This is a genomic window from Jeotgalicoccus halotolerans, from assembly GCF_003387165.1.
Classification (GTDB): domain Bacteria; phylum Bacillota; class Bacilli; order Staphylococcales; family Salinicoccaceae; genus Jeotgalicoccus; species Jeotgalicoccus halotolerans.
Window position 1 is genome coordinate 57,499 of record NZ_QUMW01000001.1, and the last position, 22,988, is coordinate 80,486.

Here is a 22,988-nt window from a genome sequence, read left to right on the forward strand (position 1 = left end):
ATGAGCTTAATTATACAGGAAGGCGGCCTGTTAACGATTCTGCAGACCGTTGACAAACATACTGATAACAATCAGAAAAATAATGAATACAACGGAGCGGTTGACAGTCTGTCGCCGATGCTGGCAAATAAGCTGGTCGGTAATGACGTCCATGAACCAACGCTTGAAATGTCGGGGCAGCCTGCGGTCATTCAGTTTACCGAACCGACAATTATCGCTTATTCAGGCGGGGATTTTAACGGCAGGGTCAGCGAAGATGACATTCAGCCGAACCGTATTTATCACGTGGACCGGGGAGACGTTTTATCGTTCCAGGAATCGACCCGCGGCAATAGACTGTATCTTGCTGTTGCCGGCGGTATTGCTGTTGAGAAATCAAATGTGCTGAAATCTGGAGACGAAATCATTATGCGACGCAACTATACGGCACTGCATGATGAGATTTTCCATATGATGAGCAACAAGCGGAAAGTCAGCTGGGGTATTGGCGTGTATTCTCTCGTCGAAGTTTATTTATCCGACACTTATCATATCGTCAAGCGTCCGGATGTGCCGGATGAAGTATATGAGAAACTCGAAGAACGCGAATACACGGTAACTAAAGAAGAAAACCGTATTCAGCTGTCGGTCGAAGGCCAGAAAATTGATTTTGCCGGCACTGACTGTGTCAATCTGGGGGTGCTCGGCGGAGTGTATCTTGCAAACAATCTGCCGGCGATTGCGCTGAATGATTTTAGCTCGGAGACCGAATTGACACATATCGGAACGATTCCAAGCTATCATATGCACAAACTCGGACAAAAACGCCGAGGTTCTAAAATTAAATTTAAAGCAATTGATGCAAGTGACGCGCACGCGGAAGCTTATGGACATTACTTATGGGTAAACAGTCTCTTTAAAGCTATCGATTATAAAATCTCAAAAGAACTCGTAAAAGAGAAAATGTAAAAAAATATATTTATTAAAAATCTCCTGTTAATGCAGTCACTTTCTGGTGAAATGCAGCAGGAGATTTTTTTAACAGAATTATTAATACAAAATGCAACAAAATTTCAGCAAAATAATGTATAATATAGCAGATAAATTATATAAGAACGACATATAAATGTAGGAATGATATTTTATGGAAGCCATCTTAAAAAGATATTTTGGGTATGAAAAATTCAGACACGGCCAGCAGGAAATTATTGAAAACATTTTAGCAGGACAAAATGCGCTCGGTATTTTACCGACAGGGTCTGGGAAATCGCTGTGCTATCAGATTCCGGGACTGATGTTCGAAGGCACAACGCTTGTTATTTCACCGCTGATCTCTTTAATGCAGGATCAGGTGGATTCGCTGAAACGCCGAGGCATCAGCGCCGAATGCATTAACTCCACGATGTCAAAGCGGGATTTAAATGATGTCATGGGCCGCCTCGTGCGCGGAGAACTGCAGTTTTTATATGTCGCGCCGGAGCGTTTTAATAATGAAGCGTTTAAAACAGCTGTCCGCCATGCAGAAATACCGTTTGTTGCCTTTGATGAGGCTCACTGTATCTCAAAATGGGGACATGACTTCAGACCAAGCTATCAGAGTATTATCGCTGAGCTGAAGTTACTGCTGCCTGACGTGCAGATTATTGCGGTAACAGCAACAGCAACTGAAGAAGTTGAAGAAAACATTCAGGAACTGCTCAATATTAAAAACAATGCGGTCTTTAAGACAAGTGTAAAACGTGAGAACTTAAAACTGTCGGTAAACGGCACTTATCAGCGCGAACAGTTTATTTTATCTTATATACAGGAAAGACTGGGGAAGTCGGGTATTATTTACGTATCAACACGGGCTGAAGTCGAAAAGCTGTCGACTTATTTGACAGATAATAAGATTGAGAATGTAATTTACCACGGCGGACTCGGCAAAAAAGAAAGAAATGACAACCAGCAGAAATTCGTGTCCGATGAAGTGAAAATTGTTATCGCGACGAACGCTTTTGGTATGGGGATTGATAAGCCGGATATCCGCTACATTATTCACTTTAACTTACCGGGCGACCTTGAGAGCTACTACCAGGAAATAGGACGTGCAGGACGCGACGGGCTCCCGAGTGACTGTATACTGCTGTCGACGCAGCGCGATGTGAATTTGCAGCAGTTCTTTATCGACCGGGCGACTGCTTCTGACCAGTATAAAGATCATATGCGTGAAAAACTGGACCTCATGCTGCAGTATAATAAAACGAGTAAATGCCTGAGCAGTTTTATCGTTAAATATTTCAACCGCAACGAGTACGTTGAAGCGTGCGGCCAGTGTTCGAGCTGTCTGTCGGATGAACGGACCGAACCGATGACGACAGAAGCCCGTCTTATACTGGAGCTGATTCGGGATGCCGACGGCCAGTTGTCGAAAGAACTCGTAATTCAGGTTCTCCGCGGCGAAAGTGCAGATAATATCATGGCACGGGGTCTCGATTCGCAAGAAAGCTTCGGTGTGCTGGACTCATACCGCACGAGCGAGGTAAACCATCTTGTCGAGGAGCTTATCATGCGCGGCTATGTACATTATGCCGGCCATAAAATGTACCTCGTTGAAAAGAGCCTTGATATTCTCGACCGTAAAGTGAAACTGTACACAGTGCCGTACCGGAAACACTACAACGAAAGAGTTGACGTTTCGACGGACTCATCGCCAAACGAAATTTTATACGATAAACTGCTCGATACCCGTAAAGGGCTTGCAGATAAGTATAAGCTGGATGAAGATGCGATATTTACTGATCAGATACTGAAAGAATTCGCGAAAAAGATGCCGCAGACTAAACAGGATATGATGCATATTCAGGGTGTCGGCAACTACAAATTGAAACACTACTGTCCGTACTTTTTGGAAGAGATCCAGCAGCACGGCGGCAAGAAAAGCATATAGTGAAGGGGCTTTCTAAGCCGGGACATTAGGTCCCGGCATTTTTATTTGAGGCTGGACTGGTGAATTGCCGGCTTTATTCAATTTAATAGAACTTGAACGTTGTCGTTTTTTGGGCGAAGACGTTTAGACGGCATTGAATGTCTTGGTTCATTTGAACGACGACATCGAGACCGCTTTGAACGTCGTCGTTGACCCAAACGACGATGCCCGCACAAAAAAATCCCCGGATCGTATTGAACCGGGGACTTCACTAATTATTCAAATCAAGATGCTCTGTTTTTCTTGCCGGTGACCTTTAGTTTTTTCGGGCGGTTTTTCATGTACATATAGTAGCTTGCCGCGAAAATAATAATATAGCCGAGAATCGACAGCGTGTCCGGAACTTCGTTAAAGACGATAACACTGAACAGTGCTGTAAACAGTATCGTCGAATAGAAGAAGATGGATATTTCTTTTGCCGGCGCGAAACTGTAGGCAATCGTCAGTCCAAACTGGCCGACAGCTGCGAAAACACCTGACAGAATCAGCATCCAGAACTGATTCATCGTCATCGGTTCAAACTGGTAGATAAAGAACGGCAGGAGAGCGACAGTAGAGAAGAATGAAAAGTAAAATACTACTGTATAGAATTTCTCCCGGCTGCCTAAAACGCGGAGCACTGTATAAGCACCGGCTGCGAATATCGCACCGAGTACTCCGATAAGCGCAAACATTGTATCGCTCGAAAATGATGGCTTAATAATAAAGATGGCACCAATCAGCGCGATGACGATTGAAATCAGCTGGAATCTCCTTATGTATTCTTTTAAAAATATGGCACAAAGTATTATAGTGAAGAACGGGCTGAGTTTATTTAAGATATCTGCATCGCTCAGGACCATCCGGTCAATAGTGAAGAAATTTAACAGCACACCGGCCAGGCCGAGCGCAGAACGCAGCAGCAGCCAGCCCTGGTTTTCACGTTTGCCGAACAAGCTTTCTCTGTAGTAGAGAACGAGCGTAAGTGCAATCAGCATCGAGATGAAATTTCTGAAGAAAGTCTTTTGCACTGTAGGCAGATCTCCGGAATATTTTACAAAAAGGGACATCAGACTAAATCCGAGAGAAGAAATAATCAGTGCGATGATACCTTTTACAACATTATTCATTAACAACACTCCAACTTGTTTTGTACAATAATTTCACGAATTTCAACAAATAAAAAGGATGAAAATTTCGTTATATTTTTTATAAAAAAAATTCAATCATGCCATCACTTATCCACCGTGACTTCCGGCGTTTTCTCTCCATTTATTTAGCGTGAAATTTTTAGAGAAGGCAGTTTTTTACATTGCTAATGGCAGTTTAATATGAGATTATAGAACATGTTCAAACACATATATTGTGTCTGTAAAATTTTTTGACCACAATATGTAGTGGTATCAGCATAGAAAGCAAGTAAAAAGCGAGTAATGGAAACAAACATCGCATAGAACATACGTTCTGTTTGTGTTATGCTCGAAAGGAGATGACAAAGTGATTATTGCTTATTATTCAATGACAGGTAATATCCGTCGTTTCTTAAATAGTATGGACATTCCGGACACCTATGAATTATATCAAATAACAGCCGCCAATGTCAGAAAGAAAATCGATGAGTCTTATATTTTAGTTACACCGACATACGGTTTCGGAGCTGTGCCTGATACTGTTAAGGAATTTTTAAAAGTAAACTCTTATAATCTAGTCGCAGTCGCATCGAGCGGCAACCGGAACTGGGGTCAGAACTTTGCCAGGGCGGGCGAGTATATAAGCAGCGATTACAGCGTACCGCTCCTGATGAAGTTTGAACTTCACGGCACACCGGAGGAGCGCGCACAATTTATAGTTGAATTAGAAAGGGCAGGGGAATTGCATGAAAGTATTAGATGAAAAAACTTACAACCACGTTGAACTGAATAACGAAGTCACGCAGCGCGACGAAACAGGTTTTTATAAACTGGAGAAAGACCTTGAAGCACTCGAGGTATTCATGGAGGAAGTCGAAGCGAAGACTATCCATTTTGACTCGGAATTAGAAAGACTGCATTACCTCGTGGACAACGATTTCTATTACGATTTATTCAAAGAGTACAGCGAAACGGCTCTTCAGGATATTATCGATCATGCAGATGCTATTGAGTTCAAATTCAAAAGTTACATGGCAGCGAGCAAGTTCTTTAAAGATTACACTTTAAAAACGAACGATAAAAAACAATACCTGGAAGATTACAGACAGCACGTTGTAATTGTCAGTCTGTACCTTGCAAAAGGTAATATTGAAACTGCCAAGCGTTTTATCACATCGATGATGGAACAGCGTTATCAGCCGGCAACTCCGACCTTCTTAAACGCAGGCCGTGCACGCCGCGGTGAAATGGTATCATGTTTCCTGCTCGAAGTTGATGATTCACTGAACTCGATCAACTATATCGACTCAACTGCCAAACAATTAAGTAAAATCGGCGGCGGTGTTGCGATCAACTTATCAAAACTGCGCGCACGCGGCGAAGCAATTAAAGGTATCGAAGGTGTAGCTAAAGGAGTTCTGCCTGTAGCGAAATCACTGGAAGGCGGATTCAGCTACGCAGACCAGCTCGGTCAGCGTCCGGGTGCGGGAGCTGTTTACTTAAATATCTTCCACTACGACCTGCCCGAGTTCCTCGACACTAAGAAAGTAAACGCGGATGAAGACATCCGGCTGTCGACAATTTCAACAGGGCTTGTTGTACCGTCGAAGTTCTTTGAACTGGCACGTGACAACAAACCGTTCAGCCTGTTTGCTCCGCACACTGTGGAACGCGAATATGGTATGGCTCTTGACGATATGGACATGGACGAAATGTACGACCAGCTTGTTGCCAATGACAACGTTAAAAAACGCGAGTATGATGCGCGTGACATGTTAAACACGATTGCTCAAACGCAGCTGCAGTCGGGCTACCCGTACTTAATGTTCAAAGACAATGCGAACAAAGTACACCCTCTCGGCGATATCGGACAGATTAAAATCAGTAACTTATGTACTGAAATCTTCCAGCTGCAGGAAACATCTGAAATTAACGACTACGGTACAGAAGACGTTATCAAACGCGATATTTCATGTAACCTTGGTTCCATGAACATTGCGAACGTAATGGATTCCGGCAAGGTGAAAGAAACTGTGCATGAAGGTATTGAGGCACTGACACTGGTAAGTGACGATACATCGATCGCAAACGCACCGGGCGTTAAGAAAGCAAACGATGAACTGCACTCTGTAGGTCTTGGTGCAATGAACCTTCACGGCTATCTCGCTAAAAATAAAATTGCGTACGAATCATCTGAAGCAAGAGATTTTGCGAACATCTTCTTTATGATGCTGAACTTCCACTCGATTGAAAAATCTATGGAAATCGCAAAAGAACGCGGCGTCACATTTAAAGACTTCGAACGTTCAGACTACGCGACAGGAAAATACTTTGAACGCTATACTCAAGAAGATATTACACCTGAATCGGACAAGGTTGCTGAATTATTCAACCACATCCATATTCCGACTAAAGAAGACTGGGCGGAACTGCAGCAGAAAGTTGAAGAAAACGGTCTTTATCATGCTTACCGTCTTGCTATTGCACCGACACAAAGTATCTCTTACGTGCAAAATGCAACGAGTTCGGTAATGCCGATTGTCGATATGATCGAACGCAGAACTTACGGCAACTCTGAAACATTCTACCCGATGCCGTTCCTGTCTAAAGAGACAATGTGGTACTACAAGAGTGCGTTCAATACAGACCAGATGAAACTAATCGATATGATTGCAACAATTCAGCAGCATATTGACCAGGGAATCAGTACGATTCTTTACGTAAACTCGGATATCTCTACGAGAGAGCTTGCAAAATATTACATTTATGCACACCACAAAGGATTGAAATCACTGTATTACACGAGAAATAAATTACTCAGTGTCGAAGAATGTACGAGCTGTGCAGTATAAAGGAGATTAAACAATGATTGCAGTTAACTGGAATAAAGAAGATGACATGACGAATGTCTTCTGGCGCCAAAATATCTCACAGATGTGGGTCGAGACAGAGTTTAAAGTGTCGAAAGATTTAGCATCATGGGCAGGCTTGTCCGAAGATGAAAAAGATACTTTTAAAAAGGTGCTGGCAGGTTTAACAGGACTGGATACACACCAGGCAGATGACGGCATGCCGCTGATTATGCTGCATACTCCGGATCTGCGCAAAAAAGCAGTATATTCATTTATGGGCATGATGGAGCAGGTTCATGCGAAATCATATTCTCATATCTTTACGACGCTGCTGCCGACTAAAGAGACAGACGACCTGCTCGATAACTGGGTAATGAACAATGAACAGTTAAAATATAAAGCAGACAAAATTGTTACAAACTACTATAAATTACTCGATAAAAACCCGTCAGCTTACGACAGGTACATGGCGCGTGTATCATCGGTCTTCCTTGAATCGTTCCTGTTTTATTCAGGATTCTACTACCCGTTATACTTAGCGGGGAATGGCCGTATGACGACGAGCGGTGAAATTATCCGTAAGATTCTGCTGGATGAATCGATTCATGGTGTCTTCACAGGGCTTGACGCTCAGGAAATGAAAGGCGAGCTTACTGCTGAAGAGCAGGAACGTGCGGATAAAGAAATGTACAAATTACTCGATGAACTTTATGAGAACGAAGTAATTTACACTAAGAGTCTGTATGACAAACTCGGCCTGACTGACGATGTATTGAATTACCTTCAGTACAATGCGAACAAATCACTTGCAAACTTAGGCTTCGATCCTTACTTTGAAGAAAAAGGGTTCAACCCGATTATCGAGAACGCTCTCGATACGACGACGAAAAACCACGACTTCTTCAGTGTTAAAGGCGACGGCTACGTTCTCGCTTTGAATGTAGAACCGCTCCGTGATGAAGACTTTATCTTTAACGACTAATAGATTAAGACGCTCCTCTTATTGAGGAGTGTTTTTTGTTGACCAAAGCCGGCCGCTAGTTGAGAGAGTCTCAGCTAGGGTTGGCGTGACAAACTTTCATGTATACCCCATCGTCAAAAAAGAGAGAAAGAATTTACTCAGCCCACTCCAGCCTGGTCATAAAAATGTCATGATATGGAATTTAAAGTTATCCTCAAGTAATGTATGATAAGATGTGAGAGAATTATAGAAATGGGGATACATATATGAAAATTAAATCAGGTGTTTTATCTGTTATGCTGCTTGCAGGATTAACGCTTGCAGCTTGCTCGGGAGAAGAAGAACACGATCATGGCGACATGGACCATGACAACCCTTCAAGTGACGAGATCAGATCACTTGAAGTTGATTTGCAGACTCCGGAAAGCATTCAGTCAGGAGAAGCCGCTGAATTTACTGCTCACGTTACTTCAAATGAAGAAGATGTGACCGATGCAGACCAGGTGATGTTTGAAATTTTATCGGGTGAAGAATCTCTGGAAATGATTGAAGTGGATCACAGTGAAAACGGTGAGTATGTGCTTGAGTATACGTTTGACGAACCGGGCGAATACAGTGTTATCGCACACGTTGATGCTTACCAGCTCCACACGATGCCTGAAGAATCCGTGACTGTTGAGTAATAGTGTATTATTATAGTAATAATACTACGGGCAATTCTAGGAGGATATTATGGATTTAACAAATAAAACTTATATCGTGTCAGGTGCAGCGACTTCGCTCGGCAGAGAAACTGCGCTGGAATTGGCTCAGCATAATGCGAATATTATACTGGCGGGATTAGAGTATAGTGAATTGGAAGAAGTGTATGCTTCGCTTGAGGGTACACCGGGCCAGCACGAAATTGTACTGCTGGAACAGTCCAAGGAAATTGACTGGCTGGATATCGTAGATGAAATTGAAGAAAACTACGAATCGCTGAACGGTATTATTTTAGTACACTCAATTTTTACCGATGATAAAACGGTGTACAACATCAGTTTTAATGAATTCAGCGACGTGATGTACGAACATGTGTGGGGAACATACCTTGGAATCCGCACCCTTCGTCCCTTATTAAAAGTCGAAAATGACGCTAAAATTATTAACGTGATAGAGCCGGCATTTGAAGAAGTTTTCGAACGCAACTTATACTACACGGTCACAGGGGCGATTGAAGCGCTGACGCATTCTACATCGGTAGAGCTGCGACGCGAGGATGTTGACGTCTATGCACTCAGCTACCGCCCGACATATAAAACAACAGAAGAAGAACGTGCGAATCACAAAGCAATTAAAAAAATTAAAGCAATCTTAGATCACGATAAAGATATACCAACCGGGGAAACTATTATTATCAGTTAAATTTTAAAGAGTTAAGCCGCCTCCCGGGCGGCTTATTTTTATAATAAGCAATTCTTATGCAGAAAGAGTTTGAATTGTAAAATAGGCCGGTGTATAATGCATGTATGGTTATCAATGATAATCATTTTCAATTAAGGTGGGAAGCCATGATACAAAAGTTGTTTAGAATAGATATTTTAATTTTCCTACTGCTCGTTTTATCAATAATCTCTATGTTTGTCGGAGTCAGCCAAATTCATATATCGGACATCTTCAGTTTATCTGATAACCAGATGTCTATACTTATACATAGCCGCATGCCGCGGACCGTGTCAATCATCATTGCAGGTGCATCACTCGCAGTATGCGGGCTCGTGATGCAGCAGCTGACACGCAATAAGTTCGTATCTCCAACGACAGCAGGAACGACAGAATGGGCACAGCTGGGTATTTTACTCGGGTTAATATTTTTCCCGCATATCAGCATGATGGGCAGATTGTTTTTTGCGGTTGCACTGGCACTGCTTGGAACGATGCTCTTCATGAGCATTATTACCCGCATTAAATTTAAAGACGTTATATTTGTTCCGCTTATCGGGATGATGCTCGGCGGCGTTATCGCGAGTGTCTCTACATTTCTAGCACTCCGGGCGGATATGCTTCAGGCTATTTCCGGCTGGATGCACGGCAGCTTCTCTACGCTGATATCAGGAACATATGAAATACTGTACATCAGTATTCCGCTCTTTATCGTCGTCTTTCTCTACGCTGCCCAGTTTACTGTGGCAGGTATGGGAGAAGATTTTTCGACGAACCTCGGAATGAACTATAAGCTTATCGTTAACATTGGGCTGTTTTTAACTGCTGCAATGACGGCGATTGTTGTTGTTTCAGTCGGTATGCTTCCGTTCCTCGGATTAATCGTTCCGAATATCGTATCGATATTCCGGGGAGATCATCTGAAGGGGACGCTCGTTATTACAGCAGTGACCGGTGCAATCTTCGTTATGATCTGCGATATTCTCGGCCGCATTATCATTGCGCCTTATGAAGTCTCAGTCGGTCTGATGATTGCGACAATCGGCAGTGCAATATTCTTAATCCTCATCTTCAGGAGGGTTAAGCATGCATAAGAACACTAAAGTAATCCTGCTGCTGGCCTTGTTATCAGTCGGCCTGCTCGCATTTTATACGTTTTACGGATTGAATCCGGATATTTATTTTTATCAGCTGCCGTCGAGGTTTAAGCGGATACTTGCTATTATAATCGTAGCGGTGGCAATCGCTGTTTCAACAGTGATTTTCCAGACGATTGTTAAAAACAGAATTTTAACACCGTCGATTATGGGTCTGGATTCGGTTTATACCTTCATTCAGACAGCTATTGTATTTTTAGCGGGCGTGAGCTCGCCGCTCTTGTTAAACTCTCAGTACAACTACTTTTTAAGTATGGGCATACTCGTACTGTTTACACTATTCGTTTTTAAATTTCTGTTTAAAGTAACGAAAAATAACATCTTCCTGCTGCTCTTAATCGGTATTATACTCGGTACCTTCTTCGGGAATTTATCGACTTTCATGCAGATTTTAATCAGTCCGGAAGATTTTTCAATCCTGCAGGGAACCCTGTTCGGTTCATTTAACGCAATCGATGAATCACTGCTCGGAATTACTGGAATTATCGTTATCGTTATGCTGATATTCGTCTTTAAAGACTTTCATGCACTGGACGTTCTGTCCCTAGGCCGTGACCACGCTTTAAACCTCGGGATTAATTACGACCGTAAAGTATCGGCTCTTTTAATTATTGTAGCGATACTTGTGTCGGTATCGACAGCGCTTGTCGGACCGATAATGTTTCTCGGGCTGCTCGTTGTCAACCTGGCGCACGAGCTTTTAAAAACATTCAGACATTCCTATCTGATAGTCGGCACAGCACTGGTCAGCATTATTACGCTGGTTATCGGACAGATGGTCGTTCAGTTCGTATTCGGGAATAACATTGAATTAAGTGTTATTATTAACTTAGTAGGTGGAATTTATTTCATTTACTTAATGCTTAGGAGGAATCGTACATGATTAGTGTCAAGGGAATCACTAAGAAATACGGCAGTAAAACCGTCGTAGATGACGTCTCAATTGATATAGAGAAAGGTAAGATTACTTCACTTATTGGACCAAACGGCGCCGGTAAAAGTACAGTCATTTCAATGATTACACGTTTACTCGATAAAAATAGCGGAGAAGTTTTGCTTGAGGGCGATAATATTTTCACTCAGCCGCATGGTGAACTCGCAAAAAAAATCACGATCTTAAAACAGGCGAATCACCTCGAACTGAAAATTACAGTGAGAGAATTAATTTCTTTCGGACGTTTCCCGTATTCAAAAGGCAGACTGACTGATCAGGATGAAGAAATCATCGACGAAGCAATCAGCTATATGGGGCTGAAGGAATTTGAAGAACGCTATATAGATGAACTGTCAGGCGGTCAGCGCCAGCGTGCGTATATCGCAATGACTATTGCACAGGATACGGAATATATCTTCCTGGATGAGCCTCTGAATAATCTGGATATGAAACATTCGGTGCAGATTATGCAGATTTTACGCAGATTGTGCCGCGACAAAAACAAAACAATTATAATCGTTATTCACGATATTAACTTTGCCTCATGCTACTCGGATAATATCGTTGCCTTGAAAGACGGTAAAATCGCAGTCAGCGGTACAGCGAACGAAGTAATTACGAAAGAAGTTCTTGAAGGCATCTATGAAATGGAAATAAATATAGAATCAATTTGCGGACACAGAATTTGTTTCTACTTCGATGGTGTTATCGAAGGAGATTCAACAGAACTCGCAGCAAACTACTTAATCGGCAACGCTTAAACTGCCGGCATTAAAGGAGGTGAGGTTCCGGCATTCGAATGTGTTCAGTAAGTAGCGCAGTATTTTTTTAGTGGGGGCTAAAAAACATATTAAGAGGAGAATAGAGAGATGGAATTTAAGAAATTATACTTAATGCTTACTATGGCAGTAATCCTGGTACTTGCGGCGTGCAGCGGCGGTTCAGAAGAAGAAGCATCAACAGAAGACAATGCATCAGAGGAAACATCAACAGAAGAATCAGCGGGAGAAGAGACTGCTGACGACGAGTCTTCAGAAGATGAATCTGCTGACACAATTGCTTATGAAAACCAATTCGAAATCGGAACCGGCGAACGCGGGGAAGAAGGACAAGGAACGCAAATTGACGAAACTGTAGAGCTTCCAAAGAACTCTGACAAAGTTGTCATTTTTGACCTGGGGGTTGCTTCTACGTTCGCAGCACTTGACCTTGAAGAAAACATTATGGGACTTCCAAAAGGTGAGAACAACGCTTCACTTGGAAACACTATTTCAGATGTATATGAATCAGACGAAGATTACGTAAACCTTGGCGGATTGAAAGAGCCGGACTATGAAGCATTAGCCGCACTTGACCCTGAAATCATTATGATTCACGGGCGCCAGTCAAATTCAAACGTAGTAGGCGAACTTGAAAAAGCGGCGCCAAACGCGGAAATTATTTACGTTGCAGCAGACAATTCAAATTACTTCGAAGATGTTAAAGAAATGACGATGTTTATCGGTAAGATGTACGATGTAGAAGATAAAGCACAGGAACTTGTAGATGACTTGGATGCACAGCTTTCTGAAGTTAATGAGAAAGTAACAGCTGCAGAATTACCGATGCTTTTCGTTCAGACTAACGGCGGTAACTTATCGTTCCACGGTGTCGGCGGACGTTACGACTTCCTTTACAATGACTTCGGATTCACTTCAGCTGGTGAACAGGAAGAATCGGAAGAAGCAACAGACAGCCACGGTAATGAAATCAGCTATGAGTTTATCGCAGAAACAAACCCGGCTCTGATTTTATTAATGGACCGCGGTGCAGCAGTATCTGCAGGCGAAGATGCAACATCAACAGACGTACTAGTGAATGAAGTGACTTCAGACGTTGACGCAATTGAAAACGACAACGTTTACGAATTAAACCCTCAAAACTGGTACTTAAACGCAGGCGGTTACTTAACAGCATTAGCTCAAGTTCAAGAGATTAATGAAGCAGTAGACGCAGCAACAGCAGAATAATAATTTAATATGATATGAAGCCGGAAACCCGCGAGGTTTTCGGCTTTTTTATATTGCCGCGGTTATTTTTTTCTTGTCAGCTGATTGATTGTGGAAGTGACAGTGACTCGGTAATACTTCTGTCGGGTCATTGTAGAATTGACAGTGACCCGGTAACGCCTCTGTCGGGTCATTGTAGAATTGACAGTGACCCGGTAATGCTTCTGTCGAGTCATTGTAGAATTGACAGTGACTCGGTAACGCCTCTGTAGGGTCATTGTAGAATTGACAATGACCCGGTAATGCTTCTGTCGGTTCATTGTGGAAGTCACAATGACTCGGCAGTGTTATAAAATGATAAAATGCCAACAAAAAGGCCGGCGAATTCAATATTCGCCGGCCGGTAAACCAAAATATAATTTATTTTTCCAGATTATCTCCGATAATGCGTACTTCGCGGTGAAGCACAACACCGAATTGATCCTGGATTGTGTTTTGTACATGTTCGATTAATGCTTCGTAGTCTCCCGCTGTACCGCCGTCGACGTTAACCATAAACCCGGCGTGTTTTTTTGATACTTCGACGCCGCCGATGCGGTATCCCTGCAAGCCCGCATCCTGAATCAGCTTGCCTGCAAAATTGCCGGGCGGGCGCTGGAAGACGCTGCCGCATGATGGATATTCAAGCGGCTGTTTTGATTCGCGTTTTTCCGTCAAATCGTCCATAACGGCTTTAATTTCATCGTAGTTTTTTTCTTCAGAGAGTTCGAACTCTGCTGAAACGACAACGAGATGTTCTGTCTGAACGCGGCTAGTCCGGTAGCCGAGTTCAAGTTCCTCGAGTGTCAGCTTCACGAAATCGCCGCTTTCATTAATGGCAGTCACCTGAATCAGGCAGTCTTTCACCTCGCCGCCGTAAGCGCCCGCATTCATATAAACAGCGCCGCCGACCGATCCTGGAATGCCGCAGGCGAATTCAAGCCCCGAGAGTTCATGCTGCAGTGCAAGTCTCGATGCATCGATAATCGCTGCGCCGCTTTCAGCGACGAGCGTGCGGCCTTCCACTCGAATATCGTTCAGTTTTAAAAGACTGACGACGATGCCGCGTATGCCGCCGTCGCGAATAATAATATTCGAACCGTTGCCAAGATAGGTTACGGGGATATTATTCTTATTGGCAAAAGCGATAACAGCGGCTGTATCTTCAACAGTCCCCGCTTCAACATACACATCCGCGGCTCCCCCTGTTTCAGTATAAGTATATTTATATAATGGTTCATCAATTTTAATTACCGATGACGTTAATAGTTTTTTAAGCTCCTGGTCAAGCTGCGTGTTATTCACATTAATTTTCCTCTCAAAGCATACTTAATATATATTATAGTTTAAATAAGGATAAATTTAAACTAACATAATATATGTTATAATGTAGCGTATTAAAAGAAAGAAAATTTTTCATAAAGCGAGGTTCTTATATGAATGGCAAATCGCTGACCTTCTATCCGCTGATCCTGCTGCTTGCAGTAATGCTTTCGGCATGCGGGAATAATCTGGAAGCTGATTTACATACTTATGAAGAAAGTACAGACAAGCTTACAGGACTGAATAATGAATTTAATGAGACCGTTAATAATATGAACTTAGATAAACTTCAAGCAATGTACTATGGCGATGAAGAAGTGGATATAGAATATCTGCAGAATTTAAAAACTGAAGTCGATGAAACACTCGTGCCGCTTGCAGACAGCCTCACCGAAGAGCTTGACAGTGTCGAAGTGCCAAACAGCGAGCTCGAGGAACTGCATGGCATTTTGAGGGAAAGCATCAGCGTGAAGCAGGATTTTACATCTCAGATGTCTTCATTTTTAAATTCGTATGCTTTATCGATTGATTCCAATTCACAGCTGGTCTCTCTCAGCCAGTCTTTTATTACTCATCAGGAAGAACGCGATAATATTATCGAATCAGCAGACAGTGCCGAAGAAACCGAAGAAATGAACAAGCTGATTGAAGTGCTGAATGAGAACAGCGAAGAACTGGATAAGCACTCCACAGCTTTCCATAATGAAAAGAGCGCAGAAGAAAAAGAGCAGTATGCAAACGATATTCTGCTGCCTATGCTGGACGATCACATCGAAGCGCTGAATGCACTGAATATCTCTACCGGCAAAGCGACCCGGGCCCGCACGATTTCACTCGAAATGTATTATAACTACCGGACGTATTTTGAAGAACGCAAAAATGTTATGGCTTCGGTTGAAAATCTGCAGGAAGTGTCATTGCAAAATGTGCTGCCTCTCGTAGAAACAGCAGCGACGCTCGACAGCCAATTCCGGGAAGAACTTGAAAATAAAAAAAATGAGGCCCGCTAGGAGTCTCATTTTTTTACGTTTTCGTCTGTCTCTTTACCAGTCTGCAGATTATGTAAAGGATGCTGCGGGTCTTTTTCGATTTTTGAAATCATTACATTTCGGAGCACTACAGTAACAAGCCAGAACAGAAAGACTGCAAGCAGTATCCAGGACATTAAATTGTTGTTTTCAAAGTCTAAAAAGAACAGTACAACAACGATAAACAGAATCGCGTTCAGCGAATCCAGGAAAGTCCAGCGCTTTAATTTTTTAGTCATAAGTAAACCTCCAGTACAGTTGCATTATATCATATGTCGAGAAACCGATTTGCTATATTTTAAAATAAGTGATAAATTATATAAAGTTAATGAAAGGTGTGATGAAATGTTAACTAAAATAACCAATATAGATGCATTTCAAAATCTAATTAAAAATAAAAATGAATTTTATTTTTTAAAACACAGCAATACTTGCCCGATATCTGCGTCGGCTTTTGAAGAATTTCAAAAATTCCATTATGAAAGAGACATGGACGGCTATTATTTAATCGTTCAGGACCACCGGGATTTATCTGACTATATCTCTGAAACTTACGAAATAAAACACGAATCACCGCAGGCATTTTATTTCTCCGGAGGAAAAGTAAAGTGGCATGATTCGCACAGCAAAATAACATTGAGCACTCTGTCGAGTGTGGAAGATTAAAAAAACGAGCCGGAGCTCGTTTTTTTATTATCCGATTGGGGCAAACATTACTCTGTTTTGTCCCAGTTTTTTCGCTTCGAACAAGGCGCCTTCTGCTTCTTTTAACAGATCGCGCTTGGTCGCTCCCGCAGTATCTTTATAACCGACGCCGATTGAAACTGTCGCGTTAACCGTGTCGATTTCATTTATGTGGAACTTGGAATATTCAACACTGTTGCGGATTGCTTCGCCGAGACGGACTGTTTTATCGAAGGACAGATTGGGAATGACCATAGCGAATTCCTCGCCGCTGTTTCTAAACAGATGACCTCCTGTCGGCACGTAATTTTTTAACAGCGACGCCATCTGGCTGATAATCTTATCGCCGGAATCATAACTGTGCTTGTCGTTATACGATTTAAAACTGTCAATATCAATCAGGAGCAGGCTCAGCGTATCGTCATTTTCAAAGTGTTCGTCGACTAATTTATCGAGCGATTTCACATTTCCGAGCTGTGTCAGATGGTCGATAAATTCATCATCATCGATGCGTTTGTTCAATCTGTATATCATGTTAATATCTTCATACATCATATGAGCAACAAATATAATCAGCGATGTTACAACAAGTAGTATTATACTTGTCATTAATGATATATTGTAGAAGAATTGGTTTAGAATGATGATATATAAAGATGTGAAGATAATGTTTGTTACAACTAAACTTGTGTGCGTTATTTTACGGATAAAAGGCACGACCATCAAAAACAGCATATAGAGTACGATAAATACGATGTAGGGCGAAATACTGTGATTAAAAATAAAATGATAGAAAAAATATACGACAGCGGCCGACATCAGGCCGTAGTAAAATGTATTATATGCTGCGAGAATTAACAGCGGGATAAAAAACAGCGCAAATTCACCCTCTGAAGTGCTGATCGGCACGAGCAGCGACAAAATTGATAATGTTGTCATTAAAAGCAACTGAAACAAACCTGTTTCCACAATCTTTTTTTCTTCGAAAAATTGAATACGGTAAAAGAGGTATATACCGCTTATAATTAAAGCGATATTTAATAAAAAATCGATGAACATAGCATGCCTCCTGACCGGATGAATTAATACCTTCATTATACAATGATTTATTCATTTAGGAAAATTATCATCAGATTCTTTAAAAAGAGAACTTTTTATACTGAATATGGTATATTTAATTGGATTAAAAATACGGGTGAGAATATGTATACTTTATTTATTTTATGTATATCGTTCGCGATATCTTTATTAATAGTGCCGCTTTTTATATACATTGCGAAGCGTTTCGGGTTTGTAGATTACCCGAACTACCGCAAAGTGCATAAAGTGCCGATGCCTTATCTCGGCGGTGTGGCGATTCTGCTGAGCTTTACAATCGTAACGCTGTTTGCTCAGCCTGTCGAAACTGAATATAAACCGATCATTATCGGTGCAGTGGTAATCTGCCTGATCGGGGTAATTGACGATAAGTATGATCTGAAGCCGTTCATTAAGTTCCTCGGCCAGCTCGTCGCCATCGCAGTACCGATTTCATACGGTATTATTATCGATACGATTACACCTTTCGGCTTTGAAATTAACTTTGGTGTCTTTTCAATCCTGGTCACTGTTATTTGGCTTGCCGCGATTATAAACGCGATTAACCTGATCGACGGTCTCGACGGTCTTGCAACAGGGGTTGTTATTATTGCACTGGCAAGTATCGCTGTAATAACGATTTTCCAGCAGAACATTTTCGTCATGATGCTTTGTGTCATCCTGCTTGGTGCATGTCTCGGATTTCTGCCTTACAACTTTCACCCGGCAAAAACTTTTCTCGGTGATAACGGGGCAATGATGCTAGGCTATATTATCGGTGTGCTGTCGATTATCGGTTTTAAGAACATTACATTTATCTCACTGTTTTTCCCGATTATTATACTCGGGGTGCCGTTTATGGATATTTTCTTCGCGGCAGTCAGGCGGTACAGAGAAGGCGTGTCTGTTATGAGGGCAGATAAAAATCACCTGCACCACAGAGTGCAGCAGCTCGGCTTTTCTCACAGGGAGACCGTCGTGCTGATTTACTTTATTGCGCTCTTGTTCGCTATCGGCGGCGTGATTATGTATCTCGCAACCGTGCCGGGCGCGGTAATTATCGGTATCCTGCTCTTGTTTACGATGAACATAGTAGTTGAAGCAACTAATCTAATCGGTTCAAACCGCCGTCCAATACTGAATTTTTTCCAGAAAGTATTTAACAAAATTCCATAATCAGACTGTTTCTTCAGCGATGATAATGTCGCCTTCTTCATAATCGAAACTGGTGCTGGTAATTTCTTTTAAGGTGTTGATGATTGCGTCGACACCTTTTTCTTTGACGTGCAGCACATAGCTCACCTTATCCGTGTAGTTCTGCGAAACGATTGCGGCTTCTGAGTTTTCGAGATAATGTTCGAACTTGCTCGTAAAAGTATAATCGAGGGTCACAGTGAGCGGCACAACCGGAACCTCCACAACTTTCCCTGCTTCCTTGACCGCGCTCGATGCGCCTTTTGAATACGCGCGTATTAAACCGCCGGCACCGAGCTTAATTCCGCCGAAGTAGCGGGTGACGACCACAGCCGCATTGTAAAGCTCTTCTTTTTTCAGCACTTCGAGAATCGGCACCCCAGCTGTACCCTGAGGCTCACCGTCATCATCCGCCTTTTGGATCAGAGCGCTTTTACCGATGATGTAAGCGCTGCAGTTATGTGTAGCTGTTTTATGCTCCTTCTTGACTTCCGCTATAAAAGCTTTCGCTTCTTCTTCAGATTCAGTCCGTTTTATAAACGATAAAAACCGGGACTTTTTAATAACGATTTCAGTTTCCGCACTTTTGTAATTCATGTATTTTTGTTCCATAAAAACACCTCCGTAACAGTTTATCATATGTTCGATATGTAGTAGAATAGTTACGAGATGAATTGGAGGAGACGCATATGAAAGTTGCGGTGGTCGTAGATTCGACAAGTTATTTATCAGAGAAAATTTTAGCTGAACATAATATATTTACAATTCCCTTAAATGTAGTAGTCGGCGATAAGACTTTTAAAGAAAACGAAATAGATAATAAATGGTATTATGCCGAAATGGCCGCACTGGAAGAACTCCCGACAACGAGCCAGCCTTCAATCGGGGATTATATTTTGCTTTTGGAATCGCTGTACCGGGAGGGCTACACCGATGTTATCAGTTTTCATCTGTCTGCTGGAATCAGCGGCACATGCCAGAATGCACGGGCAGCGGCTGCAAGTGTCGACGGTATTAACGTACACGTCGTTGACTCTGAAATTGCAGCTGCACCGCTAGGTTTTTTAGCTCTCTATGCGGCGCAGAATCTTGCATCAAAGCCGCTTCAAGAAGTGCTGGCTGATGTGAATGATATGAAAAAGAAGCACAGCATGAACGCCTTCTTCCTGGTCGATACACTGACAAATCTGCAGAAGGGCGGCCGGTTGTCGAATGCCCAGGCCTTTATCGGCGGACTTTTGAAAATTAAGCCTATTCTGGAATTTCAGGAAGGTAAAATAGTCGCTATCGAAAAAATCAGAACGCAGAAAAAAGCGATGCTGAAAATTGAAGAAATGCTGCAGGCTGAATTTGACAAGCACGAAGGCAAAGAACTGACAGCGTGTGTCATTCACGCCAATGCAGAAGAACTTGGAGCACGCTATAAAATGGAATTGGAAGAAAAATTCCCGCAGGTTAAATTTGTCATGCAGGAATTCGGTCCGGTGGTCGGTACGCATTTAGGGGAGGGTGCGCTCGGCATCGGCTTCACTACGTATAAAGTAGATGTTACAGGCTTGTAATAATATATTTTAAACCGCAGCTTATTCAGGCTGCGGTTTTTTCTTGGGGGAATATTATGATTTTAAAACACGGCGCTCCAGACCTTATGTTCAAAGCGGGAGTAAAAGATAACAGATGTTTCCGCTGCGGCAACCGGGAAAAAGATTTGTTTTATACGTATTACTCTTCATATGATGAGACAGATATTACTTACTGTCTTCACTGTATAGCACTCGGACGGTCGGATTCTCTTAATCCGCTGTACGGATATGAGACTGTCAGGCAGCGAGACAATATTGACTACGCTCTAGATTTTGAACTGAATGATGTGCAGCAGGCGGCGAGTACGAGACTGCTTGATGCAATTAAAAATAATCACAATCTTCTTTTGTACGCAGTGACCGGCGCAGGGAAAACCGAAATAACATTTGAAGGGATAAAATATGCACGGAACAGCGGTTTGAATGTGGCTTTCGTATCGCCGAGAATCGATGTTGTGAAGGAAGTTTATTTAAGACTCGCCGATGCTTTTAAAGGAGTGCGGATTGATTTAATGTACAGCGGCGTCAAATCGGTATTCTCTCATATGTTTACCGTCTGTACCGTGCACCAGCTGTTTAACTGCATCGATCATTACGATGTGATTATTATCGACGAAGTCGACGCCTTTCCGCTGCCGGAAGAACCGCTTTTAATGGAAACAGTTAAACGGGCGGCAGCGGAAGATGCATCGATTATTCTGATGACAGCAACGCCCACAGCGGAAATGAAGTTGCTTGCCGGAAAAGACAATGTTGTTACAATCGCACGCCGCTATCACGGTTACGATTTAGCTTTGCCGAAAGTTATCTGGCAGAACTCCAGTAAGTATATAAAGAAGAAGCGGATCCCGCCGAAACTTACGGAACTGCTCGATAATATTATTAAAGCAGGCAGAAAAGTACTGGTCTTTTTTCCGGATATTACTATGATGAAAACAGCTGCTGAGATTCTGAAAAAGAAATACAGCCGTTTAGAATCGGTCTACAGCGGTGATGCTGGACGGTATGAAAAAGTGCAGCTGATGCGCGACGGGGAACTTGACATACTCTTGACGACTACTATTTTAGAACGCGGAGTAACGTTTTTATATCTGGATGTAATCGTGATCGACGCGCACCGGTTCGACAGTGCAAGTTTAATCCAGATATGCGGGCGCGTCGGACGTAAACCAAAAGATCCGACAGGAAATATTTCTCTTATAACGGATTTTAATACTTCTGGTATCCGAGGCACCCTTGCCGCCATCAGTCAATTTAACAAAGGGAGGACGGCACTTTGAGATGTCTATACTGCCATGACGTTATTAAAGAAGAAATAACACTGATTACGCTGTTTACAAAAAATGAGCCCTTATGTTTAACATGCCGTGCTGCCTTGAGTTTTAAGTATCCGGGAGAAAGGTGCGGCCGATGCCATCAGCTTGTAAGAAAAAAAGCGGATATCTGCGCGGACTGTCACGTTCTCATAGATCTTTATCCCGCTGTGAATAAAATATATACGGCGACAGATTATAATGAAGAGATTAAAATGCTGATGCACCGTTATAAATTTGTGAAAGATTATGCACTCAGTGAAGTGCTGGCTCTGCTTATTTCATTTAATTTTAAATGTTACGATTATGTCGTGCCGATACCTGTGTCGAGTGCCCGGCTGAAAGAGCGGACTTATAACCAGACATCAGCTGTTATGAGAGCAGCCGGTGTGACTTATACGAATATGCTCGGAACAGGCAAGATGAAAAGACAGTCGGAACTTTTAAAACATGAACGGCTGAGCAGCACAAATCCATTTTATTTACTGGAAAATGTTAAAGATATGAGCTTATCGGGTAAGAGTGTACTTATAGCCGATGACATTTATACGACTGGCATTACAGTGCATCAGGCGGCTGATGTCATCAAAGATATAAATTTTCAGAATATTGATGTGTTTACGTTTTCAAAAACTCAGCACATTTGATATAATGAAGATAAGAAACAAGGTACTTATAAGGAGGGCTCATCATGATTAGAGTTGAAATCAGAGGCGAAAACATTGAAGTAACAGACGCAATCCGCGATCACATCGAGGAAAAAGTCGGTAAGCTTGAACGTTACTTCAACGATGTACCAAACACTCATGCACACGTAAACATCAAGGTACGTAATAACAAACGGGGCAAGGTTGAAATTACGATTCCTATGAAAGATTTAACGCTGCGTGCTGAGGAAGGACACGATGATCTTTATGCTGCTGTCGATTTAGTAATTGACAAGCTGGAAAGACAAATCCGCAAGCATAAAACTAAGATCAACCGCAAATTCAGAGAGAAAAACCCTGAGGCCGATTTCTTCAATGCATCAGCGTTCGAAAACGGCGCACAAGAAGACAATGAGAATGGTGACGAGATTGCAATTTTCCGTTCTAAAGAATTCACTTTAAAACCGATGGATTCTGAAGAAGCAGTTCTGCAGATGAATATGCTCGGTCACGATTTCTTTGTCTTTAATGATAGAGAAACTGATGGTACCAGCATTGTTTACCGTCGTAAAGACGGTAAATACGGCTTAATCGAAACAAATTAATGTCAAATTGCTTAAAACCCTGACGGCGGTTGAACTGCTCCCTGTCAAGTAGACAGGTAAAAAAACAAAATAGTATTTTGGTCGCACACGACGATTGTCGTGTGCGTTTTTTTATGCGGGTATCT

The 22,988-nt window shown here is 42.2% G+C and carries 23 protein-coding genes; 18 read left to right on the plus strand and 5 right to left on the minus strand.

Annotated elements, in window-relative coordinates:
• Both DFR63_RS00370 and recQ read left to right on the plus strand, forming a co-directional pair.
• Positions 1 to 948, plus strand: coding sequence for a 5-oxoprolinase subunit C family protein (locus tag DFR63_RS00370; RefSeq protein ID WP_115883802.1), 948 nt, complete (start codon positions 1 to 3; stop codon positions 946 to 948).
• Between the two features lie 175 nt (positions 949 to 1,123).
• On the plus strand, positions 1,124 to 2,908 hold the full coding sequence (gene recQ, locus DFR63_RS00375; protein WP_115883803.1) for a DNA helicase RecQ: 1,785 nt from the start codon (positions 1,124 to 1,126) through the stop codon (positions 2,906 to 2,908).
• Positions 2,909 to 3,171: 263 nt separating this feature from the next.
• On the opposite strand, the gene DFR63_RS00380 is transcribed toward recQ, so the two are convergent.
• Entirely contained in the window at positions 3,172 to 4,056 is an 885-nt protein-coding gene (locus DFR63_RS00380) for a DMT family transporter (RefSeq protein ID WP_115883804.1), read from the minus strand.
• A gap of 367 nt (positions 4,057 to 4,423) precedes the next feature.
• On the opposite strand from DFR63_RS00380, the gene nrdI reads away from it, so the two are divergent.
• From nrdI to DFR63_RS00425, 9 genes are all read left to right on the plus strand, one after another.
• Entirely contained in the window at positions 4,424 to 4,819 is a 396-nt protein-coding gene (gene nrdI, locus DFR63_RS00385; protein WP_115883805.1) for a class Ib ribonucleoside-diphosphate reductase assembly flavoprotein NrdI, read from the plus strand.
• Positions 4,803 to 6,908: a class 1b ribonucleoside-diphosphate reductase subunit alpha gene (gene nrdE / locus DFR63_RS00390; protein ID WP_115883806.1), complete on the plus strand. Its 2,106-nt coding sequence runs from the start codon at positions 4,803 to 4,805 to the stop codon at positions 6,906 to 6,908. Before nrdI ends, nrdE begins: the two co-directional genes overlap by 17 nt.
• A gap of 13 nt (positions 6,909 to 6,921) precedes the next feature.
• Positions 6,922 to 7,890, plus strand: a complete 969-nt coding sequence (nrdF, locus tag DFR63_RS00395; RefSeq protein WP_115883807.1) for a class 1b ribonucleoside-diphosphate reductase subunit beta — start codon at positions 6,922 to 6,924, stop codon at positions 7,888 to 7,890.
• Between the two features lie 245 nt (positions 7,891 to 8,135).
• The gene (locus tag DFR63_RS00400) at positions 8,136 to 8,552 is read left to right on the plus strand and encodes a FixH family protein (protein WP_228063371.1); all 417 of its coding nucleotides are present in this window, start codon (positions 8,136 to 8,138) and stop codon (positions 8,550 to 8,552) included.
• A 49-nt stretch (positions 8,553 to 8,601) separates the two neighbouring features.
• Positions 8,602 to 9,273, plus strand: a complete 672-nt coding sequence (locus tag DFR63_RS00405) for an SDR family NAD(P)-dependent oxidoreductase (protein WP_115883808.1) — start codon at positions 8,602 to 8,604, stop codon at positions 9,271 to 9,273.
• A gap of 146 nt (positions 9,274 to 9,419) precedes the next feature.
• Positions 9,420 to 10,385: an ABC transporter permease gene (locus tag DFR63_RS00410; protein ID WP_115883809.1), complete on the plus strand. Its 966-nt coding sequence runs from the start codon at positions 9,420 to 9,422 to the stop codon at positions 10,383 to 10,385.
• Positions 10,378 to 11,331: an iron chelate uptake ABC transporter family permease subunit gene (locus DFR63_RS00415; RefSeq protein WP_115883810.1), complete on the plus strand. Its 954-nt coding sequence runs from the start codon at positions 10,378 to 10,380 to the stop codon at positions 11,329 to 11,331. The genes DFR63_RS00410 and DFR63_RS00415 overlap by 8 nt, the downstream gene beginning before the upstream one ends.
• Positions 11,328 to 12,143 (plus strand): iron ABC transporter ATP-binding protein, encoded by an 816-nt coding sequence (locus DFR63_RS00420; RefSeq protein WP_115883811.1) that lies wholly within the window; start codon positions 11,328 to 11,330, stop codon positions 12,141 to 12,143. The genes DFR63_RS00415 and DFR63_RS00420 overlap by 4 nt, the downstream gene beginning before the upstream one ends.
• A gap of 108 nt (positions 12,144 to 12,251) precedes the next feature.
• The gene (locus DFR63_RS00425) at positions 12,252 to 13,391 is read left to right on the plus strand and encodes a siderophore ABC transporter substrate-binding protein (protein WP_115883812.1); all 1,140 of its coding nucleotides are present in this window, start codon (positions 12,252 to 12,254) and stop codon (positions 13,389 to 13,391) included.
• A gap of 399 nt (positions 13,392 to 13,790) precedes the next feature.
• On the opposite strand, the gene murB is transcribed toward DFR63_RS00425, so the two are convergent.
• Positions 13,791 to 14,714: a UDP-N-acetylmuramate dehydrogenase gene (gene murB, locus DFR63_RS00430; protein ID WP_115883813.1), complete on the minus strand. Its 924-nt coding sequence runs from the start codon at positions 14,712 to 14,714 to the stop codon at positions 13,791 to 13,793.
• A 131-nt stretch (positions 14,715 to 14,845) separates the two neighbouring features.
• Between murB and DFR63_RS00435 the strand changes: the two genes are divergently transcribed.
• On the plus strand, positions 14,846 to 15,742 hold the full coding sequence (locus DFR63_RS00435; protein ID WP_115883814.1) for an EMYY motif lipoprotein: 897 nt from the start codon (positions 14,846 to 14,848) through the stop codon (positions 15,740 to 15,742).
• A 5-nt stretch (positions 15,743 to 15,747) separates the two neighbouring features.
• On the opposite strand, the gene DFR63_RS00440 is transcribed toward DFR63_RS00435, so the two are convergent.
• Entirely contained in the window at positions 15,748 to 15,999 is a 252-nt protein-coding gene (locus tag DFR63_RS00440; protein ID WP_115883815.1) for a hypothetical protein, read from the minus strand.
• Between the two features lie 106 nt (positions 16,000 to 16,105).
• On the opposite strand from DFR63_RS00440, the gene ytxJ reads away from it, so the two are divergent.
• Entirely contained in the window at positions 16,106 to 16,426 is a 321-nt protein-coding gene (ytxJ, locus tag DFR63_RS00445; protein ID WP_115883816.1) for a bacillithiol system redox-active protein YtxJ, read from the plus strand.
• Positions 16,427 to 16,453: 27 nt separating this feature from the next.
• Here ytxJ and DFR63_RS00450 read toward each other — a convergent pair whose 3' ends face one another.
• The gene (locus tag DFR63_RS00450) at positions 16,454 to 17,503 is read right to left on the minus strand and encodes a GGDEF domain-containing protein (protein WP_115883817.1); all 1,050 of its coding nucleotides are present in this window, start codon (positions 17,501 to 17,503) and stop codon (positions 16,454 to 16,456) included.
• A 144-nt stretch (positions 17,504 to 17,647) separates the two neighbouring features.
• Here DFR63_RS00450 and DFR63_RS00455 point away from each other — a divergent pair, with 144 nt between their 5' ends.
• On the plus strand, positions 17,648 to 18,697 hold the full coding sequence (locus tag DFR63_RS00455) for a glycosyltransferase family 4 protein (RefSeq protein ID WP_115883827.1): 1,050 nt from the start codon (positions 17,648 to 17,650) through the stop codon (positions 18,695 to 18,697).
• Here the strand turns inward: DFR63_RS00455 and DFR63_RS00460 are convergent, their stop codons facing one another.
• A complete protein-coding gene (locus DFR63_RS00460; protein WP_115883818.1) occupies positions 18,698 to 19,327 on the minus strand; it encodes a YigZ family protein in 630 nt (209 codons plus the stop codon).
• A 77-nt stretch (positions 19,328 to 19,404) separates the two neighbouring features.
• Between DFR63_RS00460 and DFR63_RS00465 the strand changes: the two genes are divergently transcribed.
• Genes DFR63_RS00465 through hpf form a run of 4 tightly spaced genes read left to right on the plus strand, consistent with a single transcriptional unit; the run spans position 19,405 to position 22,863 of the window.
• A complete protein-coding gene (locus DFR63_RS00465) occupies positions 19,405 to 20,277 on the plus strand; it encodes a DegV family protein (RefSeq protein ID WP_115883819.1) in 873 nt (290 codons plus the stop codon).
• A 56-nt stretch (positions 20,278 to 20,333) separates the two neighbouring features.
• Positions 20,334 to 21,578, plus strand: a complete 1,245-nt coding sequence (locus DFR63_RS00470; RefSeq protein WP_115883820.1) for a DEAD/DEAH box helicase family protein — start codon at positions 20,334 to 20,336, stop codon at positions 21,576 to 21,578.
• Complete coding sequence (locus DFR63_RS00475; RefSeq protein WP_115883821.1) at positions 21,575 to 22,258, plus strand: ComF family protein; 684 nt, start codon at positions 21,575 to 21,577, stop codon at positions 22,256 to 22,258. The genes DFR63_RS00470 and DFR63_RS00475 overlap by 4 nt, the downstream gene beginning before the upstream one ends.
• A gap of 44 nt (positions 22,259 to 22,302) precedes the next feature.
• Positions 22,303 to 22,863, plus strand: coding sequence for a ribosome hibernation-promoting factor, HPF/YfiA family (hpf, locus tag DFR63_RS00480; protein WP_115883822.1), 561 nt, complete (start codon positions 22,303 to 22,305; stop codon positions 22,861 to 22,863).
• Positions 22,864 to 22,988 lie beyond the last annotated feature (125 nt).

Coding starts and splice junctions, on each gene's coding strand:
- nrdE (WP_115883806.1), top strand. CDS start 4,803: ATGAAAGTATTAGATGAAAAAACTTACAACCACGTTGAACTGAATAAC.
- DFR63_RS00460 (WP_115883818.1), bottom strand. CDS start 19,327: ATGGAACAAAAATACATGAATTACAAAAGTGCGGAAACTGAAATCGTT.
- DFR63_RS00405 (WP_115883808.1), top strand. CDS start 8,602: ATGGATTTAACAAATAAAACTTATATCGTGTCAGGTGCAGCGACTTCG.
- DFR63_RS00455 (WP_115883827.1), top strand. CDS start 17,648: ATGTATACTTTATTTATTTTATGTATATCGTTCGCGATATCTTTATTA.
- DFR63_RS00470 (WP_115883820.1), top strand. CDS start 20,334: ATGATTTTAAAACACGGCGCTCCAGACCTTATGTTCAAAGCGGGAGTA.
- DFR63_RS00415 (WP_115883810.1), top strand. CDS start 10,378: ATGCATAAGAACACTAAAGTAATCCTGCTGCTGGCCTTGTTATCAGTC.
- DFR63_RS00440 (WP_115883815.1), bottom strand. CDS start 15,999: ATGACTAAAAAATTAAAGCGCTGGACTTTCCTGGATTCGCTGAACGCG.
- DFR63_RS00435 (WP_115883814.1), top strand. CDS start 14,846: ATGAATGGCAAATCGCTGACCTTCTATCCGCTGATCCTGCTGCTTGCA.
- DFR63_RS00425 (WP_115883812.1), top strand. CDS start 12,252: ATGGAATTTAAGAAATTATACTTAATGCTTACTATGGCAGTAATCCTG.
- recQ (WP_115883803.1), top strand. CDS start 1,124: ATGGAAGCCATCTTAAAAAGATATTTTGGGTATGAAAAATTCAGACAC.
- hpf (WP_115883822.1), top strand. CDS start 22,303: ATGATTAGAGTTGAAATCAGAGGCGAAAACATTGAAGTAACAGACGCA.
- DFR63_RS00465 (WP_115883819.1), top strand. CDS start 19,405: ATGAAAGTTGCGGTGGTCGTAGATTCGACAAGTTATTTATCAGAGAAA.
- DFR63_RS00400 (WP_228063371.1), top strand. CDS start 8,136: ATGAAAATTAAATCAGGTGTTTTATCTGTTATGCTGCTTGCAGGATTA.
- DFR63_RS00410 (WP_115883809.1), top strand. CDS start 9,420: ATGATACAAAAGTTGTTTAGAATAGATATTTTAATTTTCCTACTGCTC.
- DFR63_RS00420 (WP_115883811.1), top strand. CDS start 11,328: ATGATTAGTGTCAAGGGAATCACTAAGAAATACGGCAGTAAAACCGTC.
- DFR63_RS00370 (WP_115883802.1), top strand. CDS start 1: ATGAGCTTAATTATACAGGAAGGCGGCCTGTTAACGATTCTGCAGACC.
- nrdF (WP_115883807.1), top strand. CDS start 6,922: ATGATTGCAGTTAACTGGAATAAAGAAGATGACATGACGAATGTCTTC.
- DFR63_RS00380 (WP_115883804.1), bottom strand. CDS start 4,056: ATGAATAATGTTGTAAAAGGTATCATCGCACTGATTATTTCTTCTCTC.
- ytxJ (WP_115883816.1), top strand. CDS start 16,106: ATGTTAACTAAAATAACCAATATAGATGCATTTCAAAATCTAATTAAA.
- DFR63_RS00450 (WP_115883817.1), bottom strand. CDS start 17,503: ATGTTCATCGATTTTTTATTAAATATCGCTTTAATTATAAGCGGTATA.